At 57.3% G+C, this 19,639-nt stretch carries 20 protein-coding genes; 10 read left to right on the forward strand and 10 right to left on the reverse strand.

Annotated features, from left to right (window positions below):
- Window positions 1-181, reverse strand: a 181-nt coding sequence (locus tag ET34_RS22200) for a GntT/GntP/DsdX family permease (protein WP_031524817.1), incomplete at its 3' end; no start/stop codon positions are given.
- 478 nt (window positions 182-659) lie between these two features.
- Here ET34_RS22200 and ET34_RS0119350 point away from each other — a divergent pair.
- The 6 genes from ET34_RS0119350 to ET34_RS0119375 all read left to right on the forward strand — a co-directional run bounded on the left by ET34_RS0119350 (window position 660) and on the right by ET34_RS0119375 (window position 8,283).
- Window positions 660-1,925 (forward strand): ABC transporter substrate-binding protein, encoded by a 1,266-nt coding sequence (locus tag ET34_RS0119350; RefSeq protein ID WP_031524819.1) that lies wholly within the window; start codon window positions 660-662, stop codon window positions 1,923-1,925.
- 106 nt (window positions 1,926-2,031) lie between these two features.
- A complete protein-coding gene (locus ET34_RS0119355; protein ID WP_031524820.1) occupies window positions 2,032-2,988 on the forward strand; it encodes a carbohydrate ABC transporter permease in 957 nt (318 codons plus the stop codon).
- A complete protein-coding gene (locus tag ET34_RS0119360; protein WP_031524822.1) occupies window positions 2,985-3,830 on the forward strand; it encodes a carbohydrate ABC transporter permease in 846 nt (281 codons plus the stop codon). The genes ET34_RS0119355 and ET34_RS0119360 overlap by 4 nt, the downstream gene beginning before the upstream one ends.
- A gap of 2 nt (window positions 3,831-3,832) precedes the next feature.
- Window positions 3,833-4,957 carry an ABC transporter ATP-binding protein gene (locus ET34_RS0119365; protein WP_031524824.1) on the forward strand — a complete coding sequence of 375 codons (1,125 nt, stop codon included), beginning with the start codon at window positions 3,833-3,835 and terminating at the stop codon, window positions 4,955-4,957.
- Window positions 4,957-6,606, forward strand: coding sequence for a glycoside hydrolase family 13 protein (locus ET34_RS0119370; RefSeq protein WP_031524825.1), 1,650 nt, complete (start codon window positions 4,957-4,959; stop codon window positions 6,604-6,606). Before ET34_RS0119365 ends, ET34_RS0119370 begins: the two co-directional genes overlap by 1 nt.
- Window positions 6,607-6,609: 3 nt before the next feature.
- Window positions 6,610-8,283: a glycoside hydrolase family 13 protein gene (locus ET34_RS0119375; RefSeq protein ID WP_031524827.1), complete on the forward strand. Its 1,674-nt coding sequence runs from the start codon at window positions 6,610-6,612 to the stop codon at window positions 8,281-8,283.
- 32 nt (window positions 8,284-8,315) lie between these two features.
- Here ET34_RS0119375 and rna read toward each other — a convergent pair whose 3' ends face one another.
- The gene (rna, locus tag ET34_RS0119380; RefSeq protein WP_031524829.1) at window positions 8,316-9,119 is read right to left on the reverse strand and encodes a ribonuclease I; all 804 of its coding nucleotides are present in this window, start codon (window positions 9,117-9,119) and stop codon (window positions 8,316-8,318) included.
- Window positions 9,120-9,578: 459 nt separating this feature from the next.
- Here rna and pagP point away from each other — a divergent pair, with 459 nt between their 5' ends.
- Entirely contained in the window at window positions 9,579-10,139 is a 561-nt protein-coding gene (pagP, locus tag ET34_RS0119385) for a lipid IV(A) palmitoyltransferase PagP (protein WP_031524831.1), read from the forward strand.
- A 189-nt stretch (window positions 10,140-10,328) separates the two neighbouring features.
- On the forward strand, window positions 10,329-10,538 hold the full coding sequence (gene cspE, locus ET34_RS0119390) for a transcription antiterminator/RNA stability regulator CspE (RefSeq protein WP_004100146.1): 210 nt from the start codon (window positions 10,329-10,331) through the stop codon (window positions 10,536-10,538).
- Window positions 10,539-10,750: 212 nt separating this feature from the next.
- Here the strand turns inward: cspE and crcB are convergent, their stop codons facing one another.
- Entirely contained in the window at window positions 10,751-11,131 is a 381-nt protein-coding gene (gene crcB / locus ET34_RS0119400) for a fluoride efflux transporter CrcB (protein ID WP_031524833.1), read from the reverse strand.
- A 107-nt stretch (window positions 11,132-11,238) separates the two neighbouring features.
- Here crcB and ET34_RS0119405 point away from each other — a divergent pair, with 107 nt between their 5' ends.
- A complete protein-coding gene (locus tag ET34_RS0119405) occupies window positions 11,239-12,027 on the forward strand; it encodes a deaminated glutathione amidase (RefSeq protein ID WP_031524835.1) in 789 nt (262 codons plus the stop codon).
- A 126-nt stretch (window positions 12,028-12,153) separates the two neighbouring features.
- Window positions 12,154-12,360 (forward strand): twin-arginine translocase subunit TatE, encoded by a 207-nt coding sequence (gene tatE, locus ET34_RS0119410; RefSeq protein WP_031524837.1) that lies wholly within the window; start codon window positions 12,154-12,156, stop codon window positions 12,358-12,360.
- A gap of 85 nt (window positions 12,361-12,445) precedes the next feature.
- Here tatE and lipA read toward each other — a convergent pair whose 3' ends face one another.
- The 7 genes from lipA to mrdB form a co-directional block, all read right to left on the reverse strand.
- Window positions 12,446-13,411 carry a lipoyl synthase gene (gene lipA / locus ET34_RS0119415; protein ID WP_031524839.1) on the reverse strand — a complete coding sequence of 322 codons (966 nt, stop codon included), beginning with the start codon at window positions 13,409-13,411 and terminating at the stop codon, window positions 12,446-12,448.
- A gap of 219 nt (window positions 13,412-13,630) precedes the next feature.
- Window positions 13,631-14,587, reverse strand: coding sequence for a YbeF family transcriptional regulator (locus ET34_RS0119420; protein ID WP_264385654.1), 957 nt, complete (start codon window positions 14,585-14,587; stop codon window positions 13,631-13,633).
- A 316-nt stretch (window positions 14,588-14,903) separates the two neighbouring features.
- Entirely contained in the window at window positions 14,904-15,542 is a 639-nt protein-coding gene (lipB, locus tag ET34_RS0119425; protein WP_031524842.1) for a lipoyl(octanoyl) transferase LipB, read from the reverse strand.
- 84 nt (window positions 15,543-15,626) lie between these two features.
- Window positions 15,627-15,890: a DUF493 family protein YbeD gene (gene ybeD / locus ET34_RS0119430; protein ID WP_024547821.1), complete on the reverse strand. Its 264-nt coding sequence runs from the start codon at window positions 15,888-15,890 to the stop codon at window positions 15,627-15,629.
- Window positions 15,891-15,995: 105 nt separating this feature from the next.
- Window positions 15,996-17,207, reverse strand: coding sequence for a D-alanyl-D-alanine carboxypeptidase DacA (gene dacA / locus ET34_RS0119435; RefSeq protein ID WP_031524844.1), 1,212 nt, complete (start codon window positions 17,205-17,207; stop codon window positions 15,996-15,998).
- A 135-nt stretch (window positions 17,208-17,342) separates the two neighbouring features.
- On the reverse strand, window positions 17,343-18,515 hold the full coding sequence (gene rlpA, locus ET34_RS0119440) for an endolytic peptidoglycan transglycosylase RlpA (protein WP_031524846.1): 1,173 nt from the start codon (window positions 18,513-18,515) through the stop codon (window positions 17,343-17,345).
- A gap of 10 nt (window positions 18,516-18,525) precedes the next feature.
- Entirely contained in the window at window positions 18,526-19,638 is a 1,113-nt protein-coding gene (mrdB, locus tag ET34_RS0119445) for a peptidoglycan glycosyltransferase MrdB (RefSeq protein WP_031524847.1), read from the reverse strand.
- Window position 19,639: the final 1 nt, after the last annotated feature.

The following is a 19,639-nucleotide window of genomic DNA, read 5'->3' on the forward strand; positions in this document are numbered from 1 at the left end:
TAGTCGGGACGATTTTATCAAACGGGACTTTCGTGGCGATGGCCACCAGCACGCTGACAAGGGTGAGGGCCAGAAAAGCATGCACCCGGAAGCGCATGATCAGCACCAGCAACAGAACTACCGCTGCGGCAGCAATGCCGAGCAGGGTTCCGGCGCCATAGGCGTAAGTTGTTTCGGTCATTGTTATTATCCTCAGGATTCACATTGGCGCTTTACCGGTGCGACGTGCAGGTGCGCTCTCTGATACCGGTAACATGATATCGGTAACATCCAGGTCACTGTAAATATCCATCGACATATTTATTAACATTTTGGGATGCAGTTCAAAGAACTGTGTAAAACCTGCTGATGCCCGTTTTTACAATTGTGCTACCGCAACACAGGCGTGCTGACCGCGAGCAGGCCAATGCCACCCCGCTGTTAATGCTTTGCAGGTATTTGCAGTTTCGCAACATTTCCGCGCGTTATTTATTGGGTTATCGCCCGTTCCGTGCTCTGTATCGCTATTTCACTTAAGCGCAGGGCAACTTTTTTGCTGCATAACAGGATCGTTAGCTAGCTTGTTGTTATGGCGCATTTTTGCGCGATTCCGATTGCGGCGGCCTTGAAGCCTTCGGCCAGAGGCCACCTCTTACTACAACAATTATCAAGAGGTGAAGATGAAAACGCTGACGTTAAGTGCCCTGACGGTGGCGCTGGCAGGATTTTGCCAGGCCAGTGTTGCAGATACCCTGCGCATGGAGTGCCCGGTGTCGCCGGGCGGAAAAGAGTACTGCAAATACATCAAGGACCGCTTTGAAAAACAGACCCAGCACCAGCTGGAGTTTATTGAGTTTCCGTCCGGCTCCGATGAGAAGCTGGCTCTGCTGCAACAGCTGTTTGCCGCCAACGATGAAAAAGCGGTGGACGTCTTCGAAACCGATTCCATCTGGATTGGCCTGCTCGATAAGCAAACCCTCGATCTCACTGACGCGATGGGCGCTGACAAAGAGAAGTTTTTCCCCGGCCCGTGGCAGAACAACAGCGTTAACGGTCGCCTGAAAGCAGTGCCTGGCTATATCGATACCGGGGTGCTGTTCTACCGCAAAGATCTGCTGGAGAAATACCAGGAGCAGCCGCCCAAAACCTGGCCGGAGCTGACGCGCATCGCCACCAAAATCCAGGCCGCCGAGCGCAACGAAGGTAAGAAGAACTTCTGGGGGCTGGTGTTCCAGGGCAAGTCTTACGAGGGGCTGACCTGTAATGCGCTGGAGTGGGTGAACTCCTGGGGCGGCGGCACGTTTATTGATGAGAAGGGCAATATCACCATCAACAACCCGAAAGCGGCTCAGGCGCTGGATATGGCGAAAGGCTGGATCGGCACCATCGCACCGAAAGGGGTGCTCGGTTACAAGGAGGAGGAGTCGCGCTCGGTGTTCCAGAACGGCGATGCGCTGTTCATGCGCAACTGGCCTTACGCGTACCAGCTATCGCAGGCCGATGACAGCCCGCTGAAAGGCAAAGTGGGCGTCACCGCGCTGCCGGTCGGCCCGGAGGGTAAAGGGGCTACCGCGCTGGGCGGCTGGCACTGGTCGGTGAACGGCAACACCAAAAATCCGCAGGCGGCGATTGAACTGGTGAAAATCCTTACCGATGACGATTCGCAGAAAACCCGCCTGAAAATCCTCGGTCATGCGCCAACCCGCGTGGCGCTCTATGACGACAAAGAGGTGCAGACGCTGGCCCCGCATCTGACGATGTTCCGCGACATTTTTGCTCAGGCGGTGCCGCGCCCGGCGACGGTCACCAAAGCACAGTATCCCCGCGTCTCGAACGCCATCTTCAACGTCACCTTCAGCGTGCTGAACGGTAAAGAGGACGGCAAAAAAGCGGTGGCGGATCTGGAGAAACGCCTGACGCGCACCAAAGCCTCCGGCTGGCGCTAAAGCGAGGAACGCCCCTCCTCAGGGAGGGGCGAAAGCGTGCTCAATGCCCGGATTACCCCAGCGTTAGCGCGCTGAGGCAACACTGTGAACCGTCACCGGAGTGCCTATGAGTAGCGATATTTCACCGACTTCCCCACCTCCACGCCGGCGCAAAGCCAGCCTGCACCAGCGGCGCCGCCGCGGCGCCTGGTTACTAATCGCCCCGGCGCTGCTGCTGCTGGCGCTCGCTGCCGGCTGGCCGCTGGCCCGCACCATCTGGTTCAGCTTTACCAACGCCCTGCTCGATAACCCCAGCGACTATGAGATGGTCGGCCTGGCAAACTACTTTGCTCACCGGGACGACATCACCATTGGGGTACTGAGCGACCCGCTCTGGTGGCAGGCGGTGGGCAATACCCTGTGGTTCAGCGTGGTCTCCGTCTCGCTGGAGCTGGTGTTTGGCCTGCTGCTGGCCCTGCTGATGAATGAGAAGTTTCGCGGTCGGGCGCTGGTGCGCACCGCCATTCTGGTGCCCTGGGCGATCCCGACCATTGTCAGCGCCAAGATGTGGGGCTGGATGTTCCACGACCAGTACGGGGTGATCAACGACATGCTCGGGCGTCTCGGATTGCCGTCGCATCTGGCGTGGATTGCTGAGCCGTCGCTGTCGATGTGGGCGGTGGTGATCGCCGACGTCTGGAAGACCACGCCCTTTATGGCGCTGATGCTGCTGGCCGCGCTGCAGCTGATCCCCGGCGATCTCTACGAGGCGGCGCGGGTGGACGGTGCCAGCGCCTGGCAGCGCTTCAAGCGTATTACCCTGCCGCTGATCATGCCGGCGCTGGTGGTGGCGCTGATCTTCCGCGTGATGGATGCGATGCGCGTCTTCGATCTGATCTACGTGCTGACCTCCAACAGCGAGGCGACGATGTCGGTGTCCGGCTACGCCCGGGAGCAGATCGTCACCTATCAGGATATGGGTATGGGATCGGCTGCAGCGGTGCTGGTGTTCATGATGGTAGCCGGGATCGCCGCGGTGTTTATCCGCGTCTCACGGCTCAATGAGAAGGAGAAATCCTCATGAAGCTTTCGCGTAAGCAACGCAGGGTCAGCGGCAAAATTGTTATCTATACCGGTGCGCTGCTGGCCTCGCTGTTCTGCCTGTTCCCGTTCTATTACGCGGTGCTGAGTTCGCTGCGCAGCGGCCAGGAGCTGTTTACCCCGGTGTGGTATCCCACCGGTTGGCACTGGGATAACTACGTGGTGGCGCTGGTGGATAACGGCATCGCCCGCAGCCTGCTGAACTCAATGCTGGTCGCCGGGATCACGGTCGGGCTGTGCCTGCTGGTCTCCATCACCGCCGCGTTCGCGCTGGCGCGGGTGAACTTCCGCGGTCGCAAAGCGCTGCTGTTCACCATCCTCTGCGTCTCAATGTTTCCCCAGGTGGCGGTGCTGACCGGCATGTTCGAGCTGGTGCGTTTTCTCGGGCTGTATGACTCTCTCGGGGCGCTGATCATCTCCTACACCACCTTTTCGCTGCCGTTTACCGTCTGGGTGCTGACCACCTTTATCAAAACCATTCCGGTGGAGCTGGAGGAGGCAGCCATCGTGGACGGCGCGAAAACCGGCACCATCATCCGTCGGGTGTTTGCCCCGGTACTGGCTCCGGCGCTGGCAACCACCGGGCTGCTGGCGTTTATCGGCGCGTGGAACGAGTTCATGTTCGCGCTCACCTTTATTATTTCCGGGGCGAAACGCACCGTGCCGGTGGCGATCAGCCTGTTCAGCGGCGCCTCCAGCTTTGAGCTGCCCTGGGGCAGCATTATGGCGGCGTCGGTGATTGTGACGCTGCCGATCATCATCCTGGTGCTGATTTTCCAGAAACGGATCGTCAGCGGCCTGACCAGCGGCGCGATTAAGGGGTAACTATGGCTCAGCTACAGCTTGCGAAAGTTCAGAAGCGCTTCGGCACCCATGCTGAAGTGATCAAGCCGCTCGACCTCGACATCAACAGCGGCGAATTTGTGGTGGTGGTCGGCCCGTCCGGCTGCGGAAAATCAACCCTGCTGCGCCTCGTGGCCGGGCTGGAGGAGATCAGCAGCGGCGAGATGTTTATCGACGGCGTGTGCGTGAACGATGACACCCCCTCCGAGCGCGGCATCGGCATGGTGTTTCAGTCCTATGCGCTCTATCCGCATATGACCGTGTACCAGAATATGGCCTTTGCGCTGGAGATGGCGAAGCTGTCGGAGAAGGAGATCGACGAGCGGGTTCAGGCCAGCGCGCGCATCCTGCAGCTGGAAAACCTGCTCGACAGGCGGCCTAAAGATCTCTCCGGCGGTCAGCGCCAGCGCGTGGCGATTGGCCGCGCCATCGTGCGCGAGCCGAGCCTGTTTCTGTTCGACGAACCGCTCTCCAACCTGGATGCCTCGCTTCGGGTGCAGATGCGCATGGAGATCGCCGCCCTGCACCGGCGCATCAACGCCACCATTCTCTACGTCACCCACGACCAGGTCGAGGCGATGACCCTTGCTGACCGCATCGTGGTGCTGAACAAAGGCGCGATTGAGCAGGTCGGCACGCCGCTTGAGCTGTACGACCATCCGCAAAACGTGTTTGTGGCGCAGTTTATCGGCTCGCCGAAGATGAACCTGATCCCCGGCCAGCTGGTGCGCGGCGATGCCACACAGTGCGAGGTCGAGCTGGAGAACGGTCACCGGATGGTGCTGGCGGTGGACGGCACCGGGCATCAGCCGGGGGAGGCGGTGCAGTTCGGCATTCGCCCGGAACACCTTGAAGTGATGCCGCTCGCCGGGGCGGACGTTGAAGGCGAAGTGCTGTTTGTCGAGCACATGGGCAACGAAACGCTGCTCTACGTTAACGGCGGCTACGGGGCGGAACCGCTGGTGATGCGCCATACTTCACGGCTTGAGGTGCGCCCGGAGCAGCACGTAGGGCTGCGGCTGGCACCCGAGCACGGCTATCTTTTCGGCAGTGAGGGGAGGGCGTTGCGTCGTCTGTTGACGCCCGACCACCAACAGAAGGAAGCGTGATGAAAGCAATTGAGCAGAAGTGGTGGCACAACGCGGTGGTGTATCAGATCTACCCGCGCAGCTTTATGGATGCCAACGGCGACGGCATAGGCGATCTCGCAGGCATCATCAGCAAACTCGACTATCTCCAGCAGCTCGGCATTAATCTTATCTGGCTTTCGCCGGTCTACCGCTCGCCAATGGATGACAACGGCTACGACATCTCTGACTACGAAGATATCGCTGCCGAATTCGGCACTATGGCGGAGATGGAGCAGCTCATTCAGGAGGCGAAGGCGCGGGATATTCACATCCTGATGGATCTTGTGGTTAACCACACCTCCGACGAACACCCCTGGTTTCTCGAAGCCCTGAAAGGCAAGGACAACCCGTACCGCGATTTCTACATCTGGCGTAAACCGGCCCCGGATGGCGGGCCGCCAAACGATTTTCGCTCCTATTTCGGCGGCAGCGGCTGGACGTTTGATGAGGCCAGCGGCGAGTACTATCTGCACCAGTTCTCGGTGCGCCAGCCGGATCTTAACTGGGAGAACCCGCAGGTGCAGGAGGAGGTGCACGCCATGATGAACCGCTGGCTGGATCGCGGCATCGGCGGTTTCCGCATGGACGTGATCGATCTTATCGGCAAAGAGGTGGATAAGCAGATCATGGCGAAGGGGAAAAACCTGCACCTGCTGATCCACCAGATGAATCGCGCCACCTACGGCGCGCGCGACATGCTGACGGTGGGCGAGACCTGGAGTGCGACGCCGGAGGATGCGCTGCTCTACAGCGACCCGGATCGCGAGGAGCTGTCGATGGTATTTCAGTTCGAGCATATCAAGCAGACCTGGGATGAGAAGCACGGCAAGTGGCGCAGCCGGCCCTTTGAGCTGTCGCGCTTTAAGGCGGTGATCGACAAGTGGCAGACCGCGCTGGCCGACCGGGGCTGGAACTCGCTGTTCTGGAGCAATCACGACCTGCCGCGCGCGGTGTCGAAATTTGGCGATGAAGGCGAGTTTCGTGAAGCCTCGGCCAAAATGCTCGCCACCGCGCTGCACTGTCTGAAGGGCACGCCCTATATCTACCAGGGCGAAGAGATCGGCATGACTAACGTGCGCTGGAGCACCATTGAAGAGTACCGCGATATCGAAAGCCTGAACTTCTACCGCGAGCGCATCGCGGCGGGCATTACCCACGATGAGATGATGACCGGCATCCACGCCAACGGCCGCGATAACGCCCGCTCGCCGGTGCAGTGGGATGACAGTGCGCACGCCGGTTTCACCACCGGTACGCCGTGGATGGCGGTCAACCCGAACTATCGCAGCATCAACGTGGCGAAGGCCCTGGCCGAGCCGGACTCGATTCTCTGGCACTACCAGAAACTGGTGGCGCTGCGCAAAGCCCACCCGGTGCTGGTGTACGGTGATTACCAGATGCTGTTCGCCGAACATCCGCAGATTTTTGCCTGGCTGCGCCGCTATGAAGGCAACACCCTGCTGGTGATCAACAGCTTTAGCCGCGAGCGCCTGACGCTGGAGATCCCCGAGCCGCTTCAGGCCTGGCACGGCGAGTGCCTCATCAGCAACTATGCCCCGCGTGACCAGCTGGCGGTGAGCCTTGAACTTCAGCCTTATGAATCTTTCGCGTTACTGATACGGGAGTAGTACATGAGTGACATAACCACGCCGCACAGCGAACGCTGGTGGAAGGAAGCAGTGGCTTATCAAATCTATCCGCGCAGTTTTAAGGACAGCAACGGCGACGGGATAGGGGATCTCAACGGCATTAGCGAAAAGCTCGACTATCTGCAGGAGCTGGGCATCGACCTCATCTGGATCTGCCCGATGTACCGCTCGCCGAATGACGATAACGGCTATGACATTAGCGACTATCACGCCATCATGGCGGAGTTCGGCACTATGGCGGATTTCGACCGCCTGCTGGAGGCGGTGCACGCCCGCGGCATGCGGCTGATCCTCGACCTGGTGGTCAACCATACCTCCGATGAGCATCCTTGGTTTCTGGAATCCCGCGCCTCAAAAGATAACCCGAAGCGCGACTGGTATATCTGGCGCGACGGGCGCAACGGCGCGGAGCCCAATAACTGGGAATCCATTTTTAATGGCTCCGCCTGGGAGTATGACCCGACCACCGGTCAGTACTTTATGCACCTCTTCAGCCGTCGTCAGCCCGATCTCAACTGGGAGAATCACCAGATGCGTGAGGCGGTGTATGACATGATGCGCTGGTGGCTCGACAAAGGCATCGACGGCTTCCGCATCGATGCTATCGCCCACATGAAAAAAGAGCCGACGCTGGCCGATGTGCCGAACCCGGATAATCTGCCGTATGCTCCGTCGATGGTCAGCCATCTCAACTATGACGGGCTGCTCGATTACGTGGACGACATCTGCGCAAAGGTGTTTAACCACTACGATATTGTGACCGTCGGGGAGATGAATGGCCTCGACGCGGCTCACGCCGAGGAGTGGGTCGGGGAACATCGCCAGCGGCTGAATATGGTGTTCCAGTTTGAGCACGTGCGGCTGTGGGAGCCTGAAGCAGGGTTGCGCCCGGAGCCGGCAGCGCTCAAGCGCATCTTCACCGACTGGCAGACCGCACTGGAGGGCAGGGGCTGGAATGCGCTCTACGTCGAAAACCATGACGTGACGCGTATTACTTCGCGCTGGGGTGATACCGAGCGCCACTGGCGGGAGAGCGCAACCTGTATCGCGGCGATGTGGTTCCTGATGCAGGGCACGCCGTTTATCTATCAGGGGCAGGAGATTGGCATGACCAACACGCGCTTCACCTCCCTTGATGCCTTTGACGATGTCTCGGCCCACAACAAAGCGCGCGAACTGCAGCGCCAGGGGATGCCGGAGGAGGAGATCCTGGCGTTTCTCAACCGCACCGGGCGCGATAACTCGCGCACGCCGATGCAGTGGGATGCTTCCCCCTTCGCCGGGTTCAGTACCCATCAGCCCTGGCTGGCGGTGAACCCTAACTACGAGATGATCAACGTCGAAAGCCAGCTCTGGGATGCGCAGTCGGTGCTCAATTTTCATCGCGAGATGATTCGCCTGCGCAAACGCGAGCGGGCGCTGGTATACGGCAAATATGCCCTGCTGCTGGCGGAGCATCCGCAGATTTACGCCTACAGTCGTACCTTCGGGGATGAGCGCGTGGTGGTGCTGTGTAACCTTTCCGGTAAGCATGCGCTGTGGCCGGAGGCGGCGCTGTCGTTACAGGGGGCGATTTGCCAGCTGGCGAACATGGAGGAGGGCGAAGACCCGTATCGTCTGAGGCCGTGGGAGACGCGGGTCTATAAATGTTTCTGAGAGGACACCGGGGCGCAAAGCCCCGGAGTTAGTCAGTAGCCGACGGCGTCGAGAATGAACTCGCTGCCGCAGTTGCCGGGGTGGGGCTGCGGTACAAAGCTGGTTTTGTTCAGCGGGGCGTTAACGGCGCTGGCCTTGATGGTAAGCTGAATTTCCGTCAGCCATGCCGGGTAACCGTCGCAGCGCAGCGCCAGGGATTTCACCGCATTCTTGCCCCAGGCTTTTTCCAGCGCGGCGTTGAAGTCGCTGCGGCTGATGCGCTGACCGTAATGGCTGGCGATGAAGCGCCCGAGTTCGCTGGCCTTCACTTCATGATTCATGCGCACCATGGTGCCAAACCAGGCATCGGGGTCAAAGCCAAAGCAGACGCCGTGTTTGGCGTATTCATAGCGCTCCAGGCACGAGTTGCCGCCCGCGCCGGGCATTACGTCATTCAGTTTTGCGGCCATCTCCAGCGACAGCCCGGTTTCTTCAGCATCGCATTTGCGCGAGGCGCGCGCTTCCGGCATGTTCGGCACCGGGCGTGCGGCGCAGCCGTAGCGCATCCAGCGACGATCATCGACGCCGCGTGCCGCTATCGACTTCGGCAGAGAGGGCCACAGGCCGTGTACGGTCAGGAAGTGGGTTTTGTCCTCCTGCTCTTTCAGCAGGCGACACTCGTCGGGTTCGCTCCGGTTATCCGCATGCAGGCTTTGACAAAAACCGGTCTGCCAGGAGAGCGCCAGCACATAGCGGTCAAAATCAGCATAGCGTGTCGCCACCAGCGGCTGCGCCTGTGCGCAGGAGGCGGCAACGGCAACTGCGGCGACGGCCAGACTGTACCCGAGCTTATTCATTTTTCATCCTGATTGGTTATGCCGACAAATTCCGGACCGCTATTAAACCATAAAAGCGTAAACGCAGGTTGAATAACCCGTGCGCTGTAAAAGACTTACGGCAATTTTATTGCCGGGAACCTTCCCGGCGGCATTATTTCAGGCAGCAGCCAGGGCAGTATCGCGTAATAGCTAAACGACGCGTAAACCGTTATCAGGCTATTGTTTTTTTACCGCGCTGGATAAGTCGGCATCGCTGCAAGCCGCGCCAGCTGTGGCATAGCTCAAACAGAGTAAAATTGAGCCTCAGTGAAAGGTTTATTTCCGCAGCCAAACGACATCAATTATCCCCTGAAAAAAAAGGTGTTAACGTTTGCGTTAAATGTGTCTTTAAGACTTAACTCAATACTGGTTATGGATTCATTAAGATAGTCTTGATTAGACTGTATTCAATTTTCTGACTGGTATTAATTAAACGTGATGTCTGTTAAACGCTGTTTTCTTTTTTATATTCTTCTGGCATTTCACCCGCTGGCGCAGGCCGCCACCGACAATAGCGATAAAGGCTGGTTCGCCACTTTCACCGATAACGTGGCGCAGACATGGAACGAACCTCAGCACTACGATCTTTACGTGCCGGCGATCACCTGGCATGCGCGCTTCGCCTATGACAAAGATAAAACGGATGAATACAACGAGCGCCCGTGGGGGGCCGGTATCGGCCAGTCGCGCTGGGATGAGAAGGGCAACTGGCACGGCCTGTATGCAATGGCGTTTAAGGATTCGTACAACAAATGGGAACCCTTTATCGGTTATGGCTGGGAGAAAACCTGGCGTCCGCTGGCGGATGACAATTTCCGGCTTGGGCTGGGGTATACCGCCGGTGTGACGGCGCGCGATAACTGGAAGTACATCCCGATACCTGCCGTGCTGCCGCTGGCGTCTGTTGGCTATGGCCCGGCGACATTCCAGATGACGTATATCCCCGGCACGTACAATAACGGTAACGTTTACTTTGCCTGGTTCCGCTTCCAGTTTTAAAAGAAATGTAAACGCCATAACAGGCGCCTAGGATATATCCCTTATAAATTAAAGGGAAAGCGAAACCCCGTTTTGGAAACGAGACTTTTATCACTTTTTCGCAAAGATCCGCTGGACAAAAGGCGCCACAATTGTTGTACTGATGCCCGACACAGCATTTGTGTCCATTTTCATGTAAAGGTAATATTGATGTCTAAGATTAAAGGTAACGTTAAGTGGTTTAATGAGTCCAAAGGATTCGGTTTCATTACTCCGGAAGATGGCAGCAAAGACGTGTTCGTACACTTCTCTGCGATCCAGAGCAATGGTTTCAAAACTCTGGCTGAAGGTCAGCGTGTAGAGTTCGAAATCACTAACGGTGCCAAAGGCCCTTCAGCTGCTAACGTAATGCCTATCTAAGCTTACGAAGCACAAGTTTCAAAAACCCGCTCACTGAGCGGGTTTTTTTTGTGCTTTTTTTAGCCTCAGTAAAACAGGTAGAGCCGCAAAAACGCCACTATCATTATCGCGCTTACTGCCAGCGTGCTCAGGTTTATCATCTTCTCTTGCATATCAGCCTCCGGGATTTTTCCAGAGGATGGCAGAAGAACATTAAGACCAGATGAAGCGCGCTAGCGGGCCATCGCGCTATTCACCAGCCAGAATGCCAGCGCGGTCATCGCCAGTGAGCCAACGAGGTTCAGCGCCAGATTAAGCGCAGCCCACGCGTAACGCCCGTCCTGCAGCAAAAACACCACTTCGGCGGAAAAGGTCGAGAACGTGGTTAGCCCACCGCACAGGCCGGTAGTGATGAGCAGCTTCCACATCGGGTCGAGCTGCGGCATACGGTTAAACCATGCCAGCGCGGCACCAATAATAAACGCCCCAATCAGATTCGCCGTCAGCGTACCCAGCGGAATAGCCTGATGCGCCGGATTGAAGCGCAGACTGAGAAACCAGCGCGCCAGACTTCCCATACCGCCGCCAACAAATACTGCCAGAACAAGATTCACCGTAACGCTCTCTTTTTGCTTGTCAGGAACGCAGTGTAACGCGTGTGACGGCGAGCTGACTATCCGGTATATACTCGGACTGCCACCCCGTTCAGTGAGGATTGAGTATGAGAGCCGCAATCGGGCAGTTTGCCGTAACGCCGGATACGCGCACCAACGCGCAAACCTGCATCCGCTTGATGGCTCAGGCCGCAGCGGGCCAGGCCGACATGCTGGTGCTACCGGAGGCGCTACTGGCGCGTGACGACAGCGATCCGGATCTGAGCGTCAAATCGGCCCAGTATGAGGATGGCGACTTTTTGCGGCGGCTGCTCAGGGAGAGCGCCGGGAACACCCTGACGACGATCCTGACGCTGCATGTGCCCACCTCTGACGGGCGCGCGACCAACACGCTGTTCGCGCTGCGCGGCGACCAGATTATTGCCCGCTACCAGAAGCTCCATCTTTATGATGCTTTTTCCATACAGGAGTCGCGGCGGGTAGATGCCGGCCACAGCATACCGCCGTTGATTAACGTCGCCGGGATGCGCGTCGGGCTGATGACCTGCTACGACCTGCGCTTCCCCGAACTGGCGCTGGCGCATGCGCTCAGAGGCGCCGAGGTACTGGTGCTGCCCGCGGCCTGGGTGCGCGGTCCGTTGAAAGAGCAGCACTGGCAGACGCTGCTCGCCGCCCGGGCGCTCGATACTACCTGCTGGATAGTGGCGAGCGGGGAGTGCGGTACACGCAATATTGGTCAGAGCAGGGTGGTCGATCCGCTGGGCGTCACCGTGGCGGCTGCCGCGGAGGAGCCTGCGCTGCTGTTTGCCGAGCTGAGCGCGCTGCGGGTCGCGGAAGTTCGTGAGCGCTTACCTGTGCTGGCAAATCGCCGCTTTGCGCCGCCGCACCTGTCGTGACGTTTTTTTAATCAGTGCTTGATTCATCTTGTTACAGATTGCTATTGTGTGTCCGGCCAGGTTCCCCGTTAAATATAAGGGTTCTGAGCCGCGAAGTTCGCAGCCTGTTTTCTAAAGAAGGTATTTATGGGTGAGATAAGTATTACCAAGCTGCTGGTGGTTGCTGCACTGGTCGTCCTGTTGTTTGGTACCAAAAAATTACGCACGCTGGGTGGCGATCTCGGTGCTGCCATCAAAGGCTTTAAAAAAGCCATGAACGATGACGATACCAGCGCAAAAAATGCATCAGACGCGGCTGCCGCGCCGGGTGAACGACTCTCTCACAAAGAGTAACGGCGTCAGCAGACAGCAATAAAAAAACCGGCACACAGGCCGGTTTTTTTATGCAGTGAGAAAAGTGTTACCTGACGTAACCGCCTTATTTCACTTCCATCCCTTTCGCCTGCAGGTCGGCGTGGTAAGACGAACGCACGAACGGGCCACAGGCCGCATGGGTAAAGCCCATCGCCAGCGCTTCGGCTTTCATCTCTTCAAATTCATCCGGGCTGACATAACGCTGTACCGGCAGGTGATGGCGGCTTGGCTGCAGATACTGGCCCAGCGTCAGCATGGTGACGCCGTGACGACGCAAGTCGCGCATCACTTCGACGATTTCAGCATTGGTTTCGCCGAGGCCCACCATCAGGCCGGATTTGGTCGGCAGATGCGGATGGGCTTCCTTGAAGCGCTCCAGCAGTTTCAGCGACCACGCGTAGTCTGCACCCGGACGTACCTGGCGATAGAGACGCGGCACGTTCTCCAGGTTGTGGTTAAACACGTCTGGCGGCGTGGCGGTGAGGATCTCCAGCGCCTTATCCATACGACCACGGAAATCCGGCACCAGCGTTTCAATTTTGATGGTCGGGTTTTTGTCACGAATGGCGCTGATGCAGTCGGCAAAGTGCTGAGCACCGCCGTCACGCAGATCGTCGCGGTCCACTGAAGTCACAACCACATAGCGCAGCGCCATATCAGAGATGGTCTGCGCCAGTTTCAGCGGCTCGTTGGCATCAGGCGCAACAGGACGACCATGTGCCACGTCACAGAACGGACAGCGACGTGTGCAGATAGCGCCGAGGATCATGAAGGTCGCGGTGCCGTGGTTGAAACACTCCGCAAGGTTCGGGCAAGAGGCTTCTTCGCACACGGAGTGCAGGCCGTTCTTGCGCATCGCCGCTTTGATACCCTGAATGCGGGACGAGTCAGCCGGAAGTTTGATTTTCATCCACTCCGGTTTTCTGAGCAGCGTCTCGCGCTCGGTCACCACATTTTTAACCGGGATAAGGGCCATTTTATCGGCGTCGCGGTACTTAACACCGCGTTCCATCACAATGGGTTTACTCATAGCGTGCGTGTTCCAGTTGCGGATATCGAAGGAAAGCGTTTCAGATAAATTGAATTTTGTATTTATCAACTATTTTTGAAACAACGCCACGCAGTATAACATTGATACTGGCCTGAAAGCAGCCCGGTGGGCATGAAATGGAAAAAGAATTGTAAAACGGTTGTTACTTTGTGGCCGCGTCGAGGTTAATCGATAGTCAACCTCGACATCTGCGTCGGCTCATGGGAAGGCTTTCTGAATCGCATCAATGATGCTCTGCATCATCGGATCGCGCAGGCTGAGCTTGTTGTAATGCAGCGTGGTATCGAGCCGGTCATCGTTGAACAGGGCGGTATCAATCTCCACCAACCGCCAGCTCTCGCGGAACATCTCAAACAGACGCGCCGGCATAATGCCAATCAGATCGCAGCTGCTGATCATTGCTGCGACGGTCACCATGTTGTAACTGCTGAACGCCACCTGCAAATTAGGGAACAGGCTGTTAAGACGTTTGCGTATTTCATTCACAGAGTCGTTCTGCAGAGTTATCAGCGCCTGCTCATGGGCCTGCAGTTGCTCAAGCGAAACGGAGGGTTGACTGCACGGATGACCCTCACGGCATACCATCACCAGCCGGTCGCGGAACAGCAGATGGCTACCGATGGTACGTGACGTATAGGTTGCCCCGTCCACCACCAGGTCGGTCTGAAACTGGCTGAGCTGGGTTTCGGTGTCGCTGATGGCCACATTGCGGATCAGTAAATTAGGATTAGCGTTCTGAATGGCGCTATAAAGCAGGGGAATGACCTGAGCGCCCACCGACGGCGAAGTGGCAATGGTAATAGTGCGCTGCTTGTTATGCGACCCGTGAAAATCCAGCGCACCGAGAATCGATTCCAGCCCCTGGCTAATATATTCGTGCAGGTGCGTGGCATAAGCCGTGGGAGTAACGCCCTGGCCTTTACGAATAAATAACGGGTCAGGAAATATATGACGTAATTTCTGGATGGACTGGCTGATTGCAGACGGCGTCAGATTAAGAATTTTCGCAGCGTTGACAATTCCCTTGTGGACGTAAACCGCTTCGAAAATGGTTAACAGATTAAGATCGATGTTACGCAAAGTCCTGAATATCTCGCGCTTTCGCTCATCGTCCTGAGGTGAAATCATATGTTCAGAGGTGCCCTTATATTCCACGCCAACTCTCCAGATATATTCACATAGTGAATAATAGTTTACTTTCGGTATTTTGATTATTGTTGTTGTCTGTTATTTCATCAAAATGCGCCGACAGTCATCCTTAATAGCTATAATTAACGCCGCTAAATGCTCTCATCACTTTTCGCCGTAAGAATGGGCCTAATGTGGAACGCTGCGCAGGTAAATTATTGTCAATTAAATATTTGTCTTTGGGACGCAACGAAAATATATAAAAGAGTTTCCAAAGTAAAGCAGCAATGTTAAATCCTGGAGATGGCCTGTTATGCAACAGACCATAATGGAAGTGAATTTCTTAACTGATATTTTCCACTGGCGGATTGTTGAGCAAAGCGAGGAAATGACGCACCAGTAGCGGCTGAACGCGATCAACCGTCGCGTCAGGCAGCAGATCGCTGACCTGAACCATCTCCATTCCGGCATAGCCGCAGGGGTTAATGCGACGAAAGGGCGACAGGTCCATCGCGATGTTCAGCGCCAGGCCGTGGAAAGAGCAGCCTTTACGGATGCGCAGCCCCAGCGAGCAGATCTTCTGCCCGGCAACATACACACCCGGGGCGTCAGGACGGGCGTAAGCTTCTATGCCGAGTTCCGCCAGCGTATTGACCACGGTATTTTCCAGCGCGCTGACCAGCTCGCGCACGCCGAGCTTGCGGCGTTTGAGGTTTAACAGGACGTACATCACCTGCTGGCCCGGCCCGTGATAGGTCACCTGGCCGCCACGATCGCTCTGTACTACCGGAATATCGCCTGCCGCCAGCACGTGCTCGGCTTTGCCCGCCTGTCCCTGGGTAAATACCGGGTAGTGCTCAACCAGCCAGATCTCGTCGGCAGTGTGATCATCACGGGTATCGGTAAAATCATGCATTGCCTGCGATACGGGTTCATAGGGCTGCAGGCCAAGGTGGCGGATCAGAATCTTATCCTGAGGCAAAACGGCATCTCCGGGGAGAAGAAAAGGTGCGGGGAGTATATCACAGCCGGGGAAGGCAATACCCGGCGTGCGCCGGGTAGTGGATCAGAGCACCATGCGAACGATGTCGATGTTGCCCAGCTCTTCATACAGGGTTTCAACCTGCTCGATATGCGTGGCGGTGATGGTGATGGAAACCGAATGGTAATTCCCTTTGCTGCTCGGTTTTACCTGCGGGGTGTAATCGCCAGGCGCATGGCGCTGGACCACTTCAACCACCATATCAACCAGCTCAGGTTTCGCCAGACCCATCACTTTGTAAGTAAACGGGGTAGGGAATTCCAGCAGTTCATTCAGTTTGGTTTTCATGTCAGCTCCGGTAGTGCGTATATAAAGAAACACTCCCGCCAGAAGCGGGAGTGTGGATATGCATAGTATATGGGGATGGAAATCACACTTTCAAGCGGTGATTTTTTAGCCAAACCAGTGGTGGAACATCAGTTTGATGTAATCAATGATGCGACCAAAGAAGTTACCTTCCTCGATCTGCTCCAGCACCACCAGCGGGCGCTGTTCAATGGTTTTGCCATCCAGCTGGAAGTTGATGGTGCCGACCACCTGGTTTTTCTGCAGCGGGGCGTGCAGCTCAGGGGTATTCAGCACATAGCTGGCTTTCAGATCCTTCAGACGACCACGCGGGATAGTGAGGTAGAGATCTTTATCCACGCCCAGCGACGCGCGATCGCTGTCACCGAACCAGGCCGGCTCAGAGGCGAACTCTTTACCCGCTTTCAGCGGATTTACGGTTTCGAAGAAGCGGAAGCCCCAGGTCAGCAGCTTTTTACTTTCGGCTTCACGACCTTTGAAGGTGCGGCCACCCAGCACGGCGGACACCAGGCGCATCTGGCCTTCAGTCGCGGACGCAACAATGTTATAACCCGCTTTTTCGGTATGACCGGTTTTGATACCGTCCACGTTCAGGCTGTTATCCCACAGCAGACCGTTACGGTTGGTCTGGCGAATGCCGTTGAAGGTGAACTCTTTTTCGCGATAGATAACGTACTCAGCCGGGACGTCACGGATCAGCGCCTGACCAATCAGCGCAATGTCGCGCGCGGAGATGTACTGGCCTTCTGCGTCCAGGCCGTGCACGGTCTGGAAGTGGGTATTCTTCAGACCCAGCGCCGATACGTAGCTGTTCATCAGGCCCACAAACGCGTCCTGGCTACCGGCCACAAAGTCGGCCATCGCCACGCAGGCGTCGTTACCAGACTGCAGGTTGATGCCGCGGATCAGCTGGGACACCGGCACCTGCATGCCTGGCTTCAGGAACATCAGCGAAGAGCCTTTGAATACCGGGTTGCCGGTCGCCCACGCGTCCTGGCCGATTGTCACCAGATCGGACTCTTTAAATTTACCCGCTTTCATCGCCTGGCCGATGACGTAGCTGGTCATCATTTTGGTCAGACTGGCCGGATCGCGACGCTGGTCGGCGTTCTGCTCCGCCAGTACTTTGCCGGAGTTGTAATCGATCAGGATATAGGCTTCAGCATCAATCTGAGGCACGCCCGGGATCATGGTTTTGATGTTCAGGTCGTCTGCGTGGGCGGCAGAGAGTGCCGTGACGGAGAGCGCCGTGGCGAGCGCGAAGCGCGTTACAAAGCGAGCAGTAGGAGTGGTCTTCATGGTCTGTACAACGACATCCGTGATGGAATTAAAAAAGTGCTTTACTATAGCAAATGCCTTACGGGCTGGCATCTGACTTTGCGCGTGAGTTTGTTACGGTGCTTTACACAAACTGACAAAGTCAGATGCCCGGATTTACTGGGCGGAGGCGGCGATAAACGACTGCTGCTGCGACTCATTCAGCAGGCGCTGCTGGATGGCAGCGGCTTCGCTGCGGCTGCTGAACGGCCCGAGCTGGATGCGGTAAACTGCACCGTTCTGGTTCACTTTGCCCGGCACGCCGTACTGCTGCGTCAGTTTCTGTAAGAACTGCTGGGCGCGCGCGCCGTCGCTGACCGCGCCAACCTGCAGCATGTACCCCTGTGCGGAAGACGCTGCAGGCGCTGCGCTGGCGGCAGGGGCGCTCTGCGTGACCGTGCCCTGGGTGGTGCCCGGTGCAGTAACCGGCGTATTTGGGGTATTGCCCGCTGCGACTGCCGGGGCAGCACTCTGTACCGGCGTAGCGGTGACCGGCTGAGGCTGGGCTGGCGCATCGCTTTCCAGTACGCCGGCCGTCAGCGGGGCCGGGGCACCGAGGAAGCCGCCGCTTTTCACCGGGGCGCCGAGGTTATCTTCACTTTGCAGCGTGTCGTTGTTAATAGCACGCACGTCGCTCTGGGTCGCTACCGGCTGCGGGGCCGACGAGGCGCTGCCCATCCCGCCGCTCAGATCCGGGCGTGCCGGGAGGGCGTAAGTTTGTTTCGCCACGGTGGTGCAGGCCATGCCCGGCCCGGAGAGCGAACCATCCTGAGCAACGATAATAGGATCGATGCGCACTTTGGTGTTGTTGGAGGTATTCAGGCGATCGGCGGAGGCGCGGGAGAGGGAGATCACCCGATCGTTACCGTAAGGGCCACGATCGTTGATACGCACCACGATCACGCGGCCATTCGCCAGGTTAGTGACGCGCGCGTAGCTTGGGATCGGCAGCGTTGGATGTGCAGCGGTCAGCTGCATAGCATCGAATGGCTCCCCGGACGCGGTCAGGTTGCTGCCCGGCTCGGCGTCATAGATAGCGGCAAGCCCCGCCTGGGAGAAGCGCGATGCATCCTGCACGATACGGTAGTTTTTGCCGTCCCGCTGATAGTCCTGATTTACCGACGGGTTGAGCGGCTCATAGCGCGGCTCTGCACCGCTAATTTCTACTATCGGACCATTACAGACGGCAGGCTGCGGCGCCGCCTGTTGCTGCGGTTGCCCGCTATCATTACCCGTACAGGCGGACAGTAATCCTGCCGCGATGCAGATACCAAGCCATTGCTTACGCATTGCGCACCTCTTAAACACTTTTAGACAGCATTTTCCTGTGGGTATGCATCGACATCACGATGCCAAATCCCGCCATAAGTACAATCAGGGCCGAGCCGCCATAGCTCACCAGCGGCAGCGGCACGCCAACCACCGGTAAGATACCGCTCACCATCCCAATATTCACAAACACATAGACAAACAGAATCAGCATCAGCCCGCCCGCCATCACGCGACCAAAGGTGGTCTGGGCATGGGCGGCAATCCACAGGCCGCGCATAATCAGCAGCAGGTACAGCGCCAGCAGCACCAGCACGCCAATCAGCCCCAGCTCTTCCGCCAGTACCGCAAAGATGAAGTCGGTATGGCGCTCGGGCAGAAACTCCAGCTGCGACTGGGTGCCGTGCAGCCAGCCTTTGCCGCTCAGCCCGCCAGAGCCGATAGCAATTTTAGACTGAATAATATGATAGCCCGCCCCCAGCGGATCGCTTTCCGGATCGAGCAGCATCATCACGCGCTGGCGTTGATAATCGTGCATCAGGAAGAACCACAGGATGGGGATAAACGCCGCCAGCAGCAGCGCTGCGATACCAATCAGGCGCCAGCTTAAGCCGGCCAGGAACAGCACGAACAGGCCGGAAAGCGCCACCAGAATTGAGGTGCCGAGGTCAGGCTGCGCCGCTACCAGCAGCGTTGGCATGAAAATCAGCACCAGCGCGATACCGGTATTTTTCAGGCTTGGCGGGCAGACGTCACGGTTGATGAAGCGCGCCACCATCAGCGGCACCGCGATTTTTGCGATCTCCGAAGGCTGGAAGCGGACGATACCCAGATCGAGCCAGCGCTGTGCGCCCTTGGAGATAGCCCCAAAAGCATCCACCGCCACCAGCAGGATCACGCAGACGATATACAGATAGGGCGCCCAGCCTTCATACACCCTGGGCGGAACCTGGGCCATCACGATCATGACGACCATTCCCATCAGGATCTGACCGATTTTGCGCTCGGTCATGCCAATGTCCTGACCGCTGGCGCTCCAGATCACCAGCGCGCTGTAGGCCAGCAGCGCCAGAATAATCAGCAGGAAGATGGGGTCGATATGGATTTTATCCCAGAACGACTTTTTATTCGGGTTATCGGTCATG

The sequence above is a fragment of the Siccibacter colletis genome (genome assembly GCF_000696575.1).
GTDB lineage: Bacteria > Pseudomonadota > Gammaproteobacteria > Enterobacterales > Enterobacteriaceae > Siccibacter > Siccibacter colletis.

Coding starts and splice junctions, on each gene's coding strand:
- ET34_RS0119350 (WP_031524819.1), top strand. CDS start 660: ATGAAAACGCTGACGTTAAGTGCCCTGACGGTGGCGCTGGCAGGATTT.
- ET34_RS0119355 (WP_031524820.1), top strand. CDS start 2,032: ATGAGTAGCGATATTTCACCGACTTCCCCACCTCCACGCCGGCGCAAA.
- ET34_RS0119360 (WP_031524822.1), top strand. CDS start 2,985: ATGAAGCTTTCGCGTAAGCAACGCAGGGTCAGCGGCAAAATTGTTATC.
- ET34_RS0119365 (WP_031524824.1), top strand. CDS start 3,833: ATGGCTCAGCTACAGCTTGCGAAAGTTCAGAAGCGCTTCGGCACCCAT.
- ET34_RS0119370 (WP_031524825.1), top strand. CDS start 4,957: ATGAAAGCAATTGAGCAGAAGTGGTGGCACAACGCGGTGGTGTATCAG.
- ET34_RS0119375 (WP_031524827.1), top strand. CDS start 6,610: ATGAGTGACATAACCACGCCGCACAGCGAACGCTGGTGGAAGGAAGCA.
- rna (WP_031524829.1), bottom strand. CDS start 9,119: ATGAATAAGCTCGGGTACAGTCTGGCCGTCGCCGCAGTTGCCGTTGCC.
- pagP (WP_031524831.1), top strand. CDS start 9,579: ATGTCTGTTAAACGCTGTTTTCTTTTTTATATTCTTCTGGCATTTCAC.
- cspE (WP_004100146.1), top strand. CDS start 10,329: ATGTCTAAGATTAAAGGTAACGTTAAGTGGTTTAATGAGTCCAAAGGA.
- ET34_RS0119405 (WP_031524835.1), top strand. CDS start 11,239: ATGAGAGCCGCAATCGGGCAGTTTGCCGTAACGCCGGATACGCGCACC.
- tatE (WP_031524837.1), top strand. CDS start 12,154: ATGGGTGAGATAAGTATTACCAAGCTGCTGGTGGTTGCTGCACTGGTC.
- lipA (WP_031524839.1), bottom strand. CDS start 13,411: ATGAGTAAACCCATTGTGATGGAACGCGGTGTTAAGTACCGCGACGCC.
- ybeD (WP_024547821.1), bottom strand. CDS start 15,890: ATGAAAACCAAACTGAATGAACTGCTGGAATTCCCTACCCCGTTTACT.
- dacA (WP_031524844.1), bottom strand. CDS start 17,207: ATGAAGACCACTCCTACTGCTCGCTTTGTAACGCGCTTCGCGCTCGCC.
- rlpA (WP_031524846.1), bottom strand. CDS start 18,515: ATGCGTAAGCAATGGCTTGGTATCTGCATCGCGGCAGGATTACTGTCC.
- mrdB (WP_031524847.1), bottom strand. CDS start 19,638: ATGACCGATAACCCGAATAAAAAGTCGTTCTGGGATAAAATCCATATC.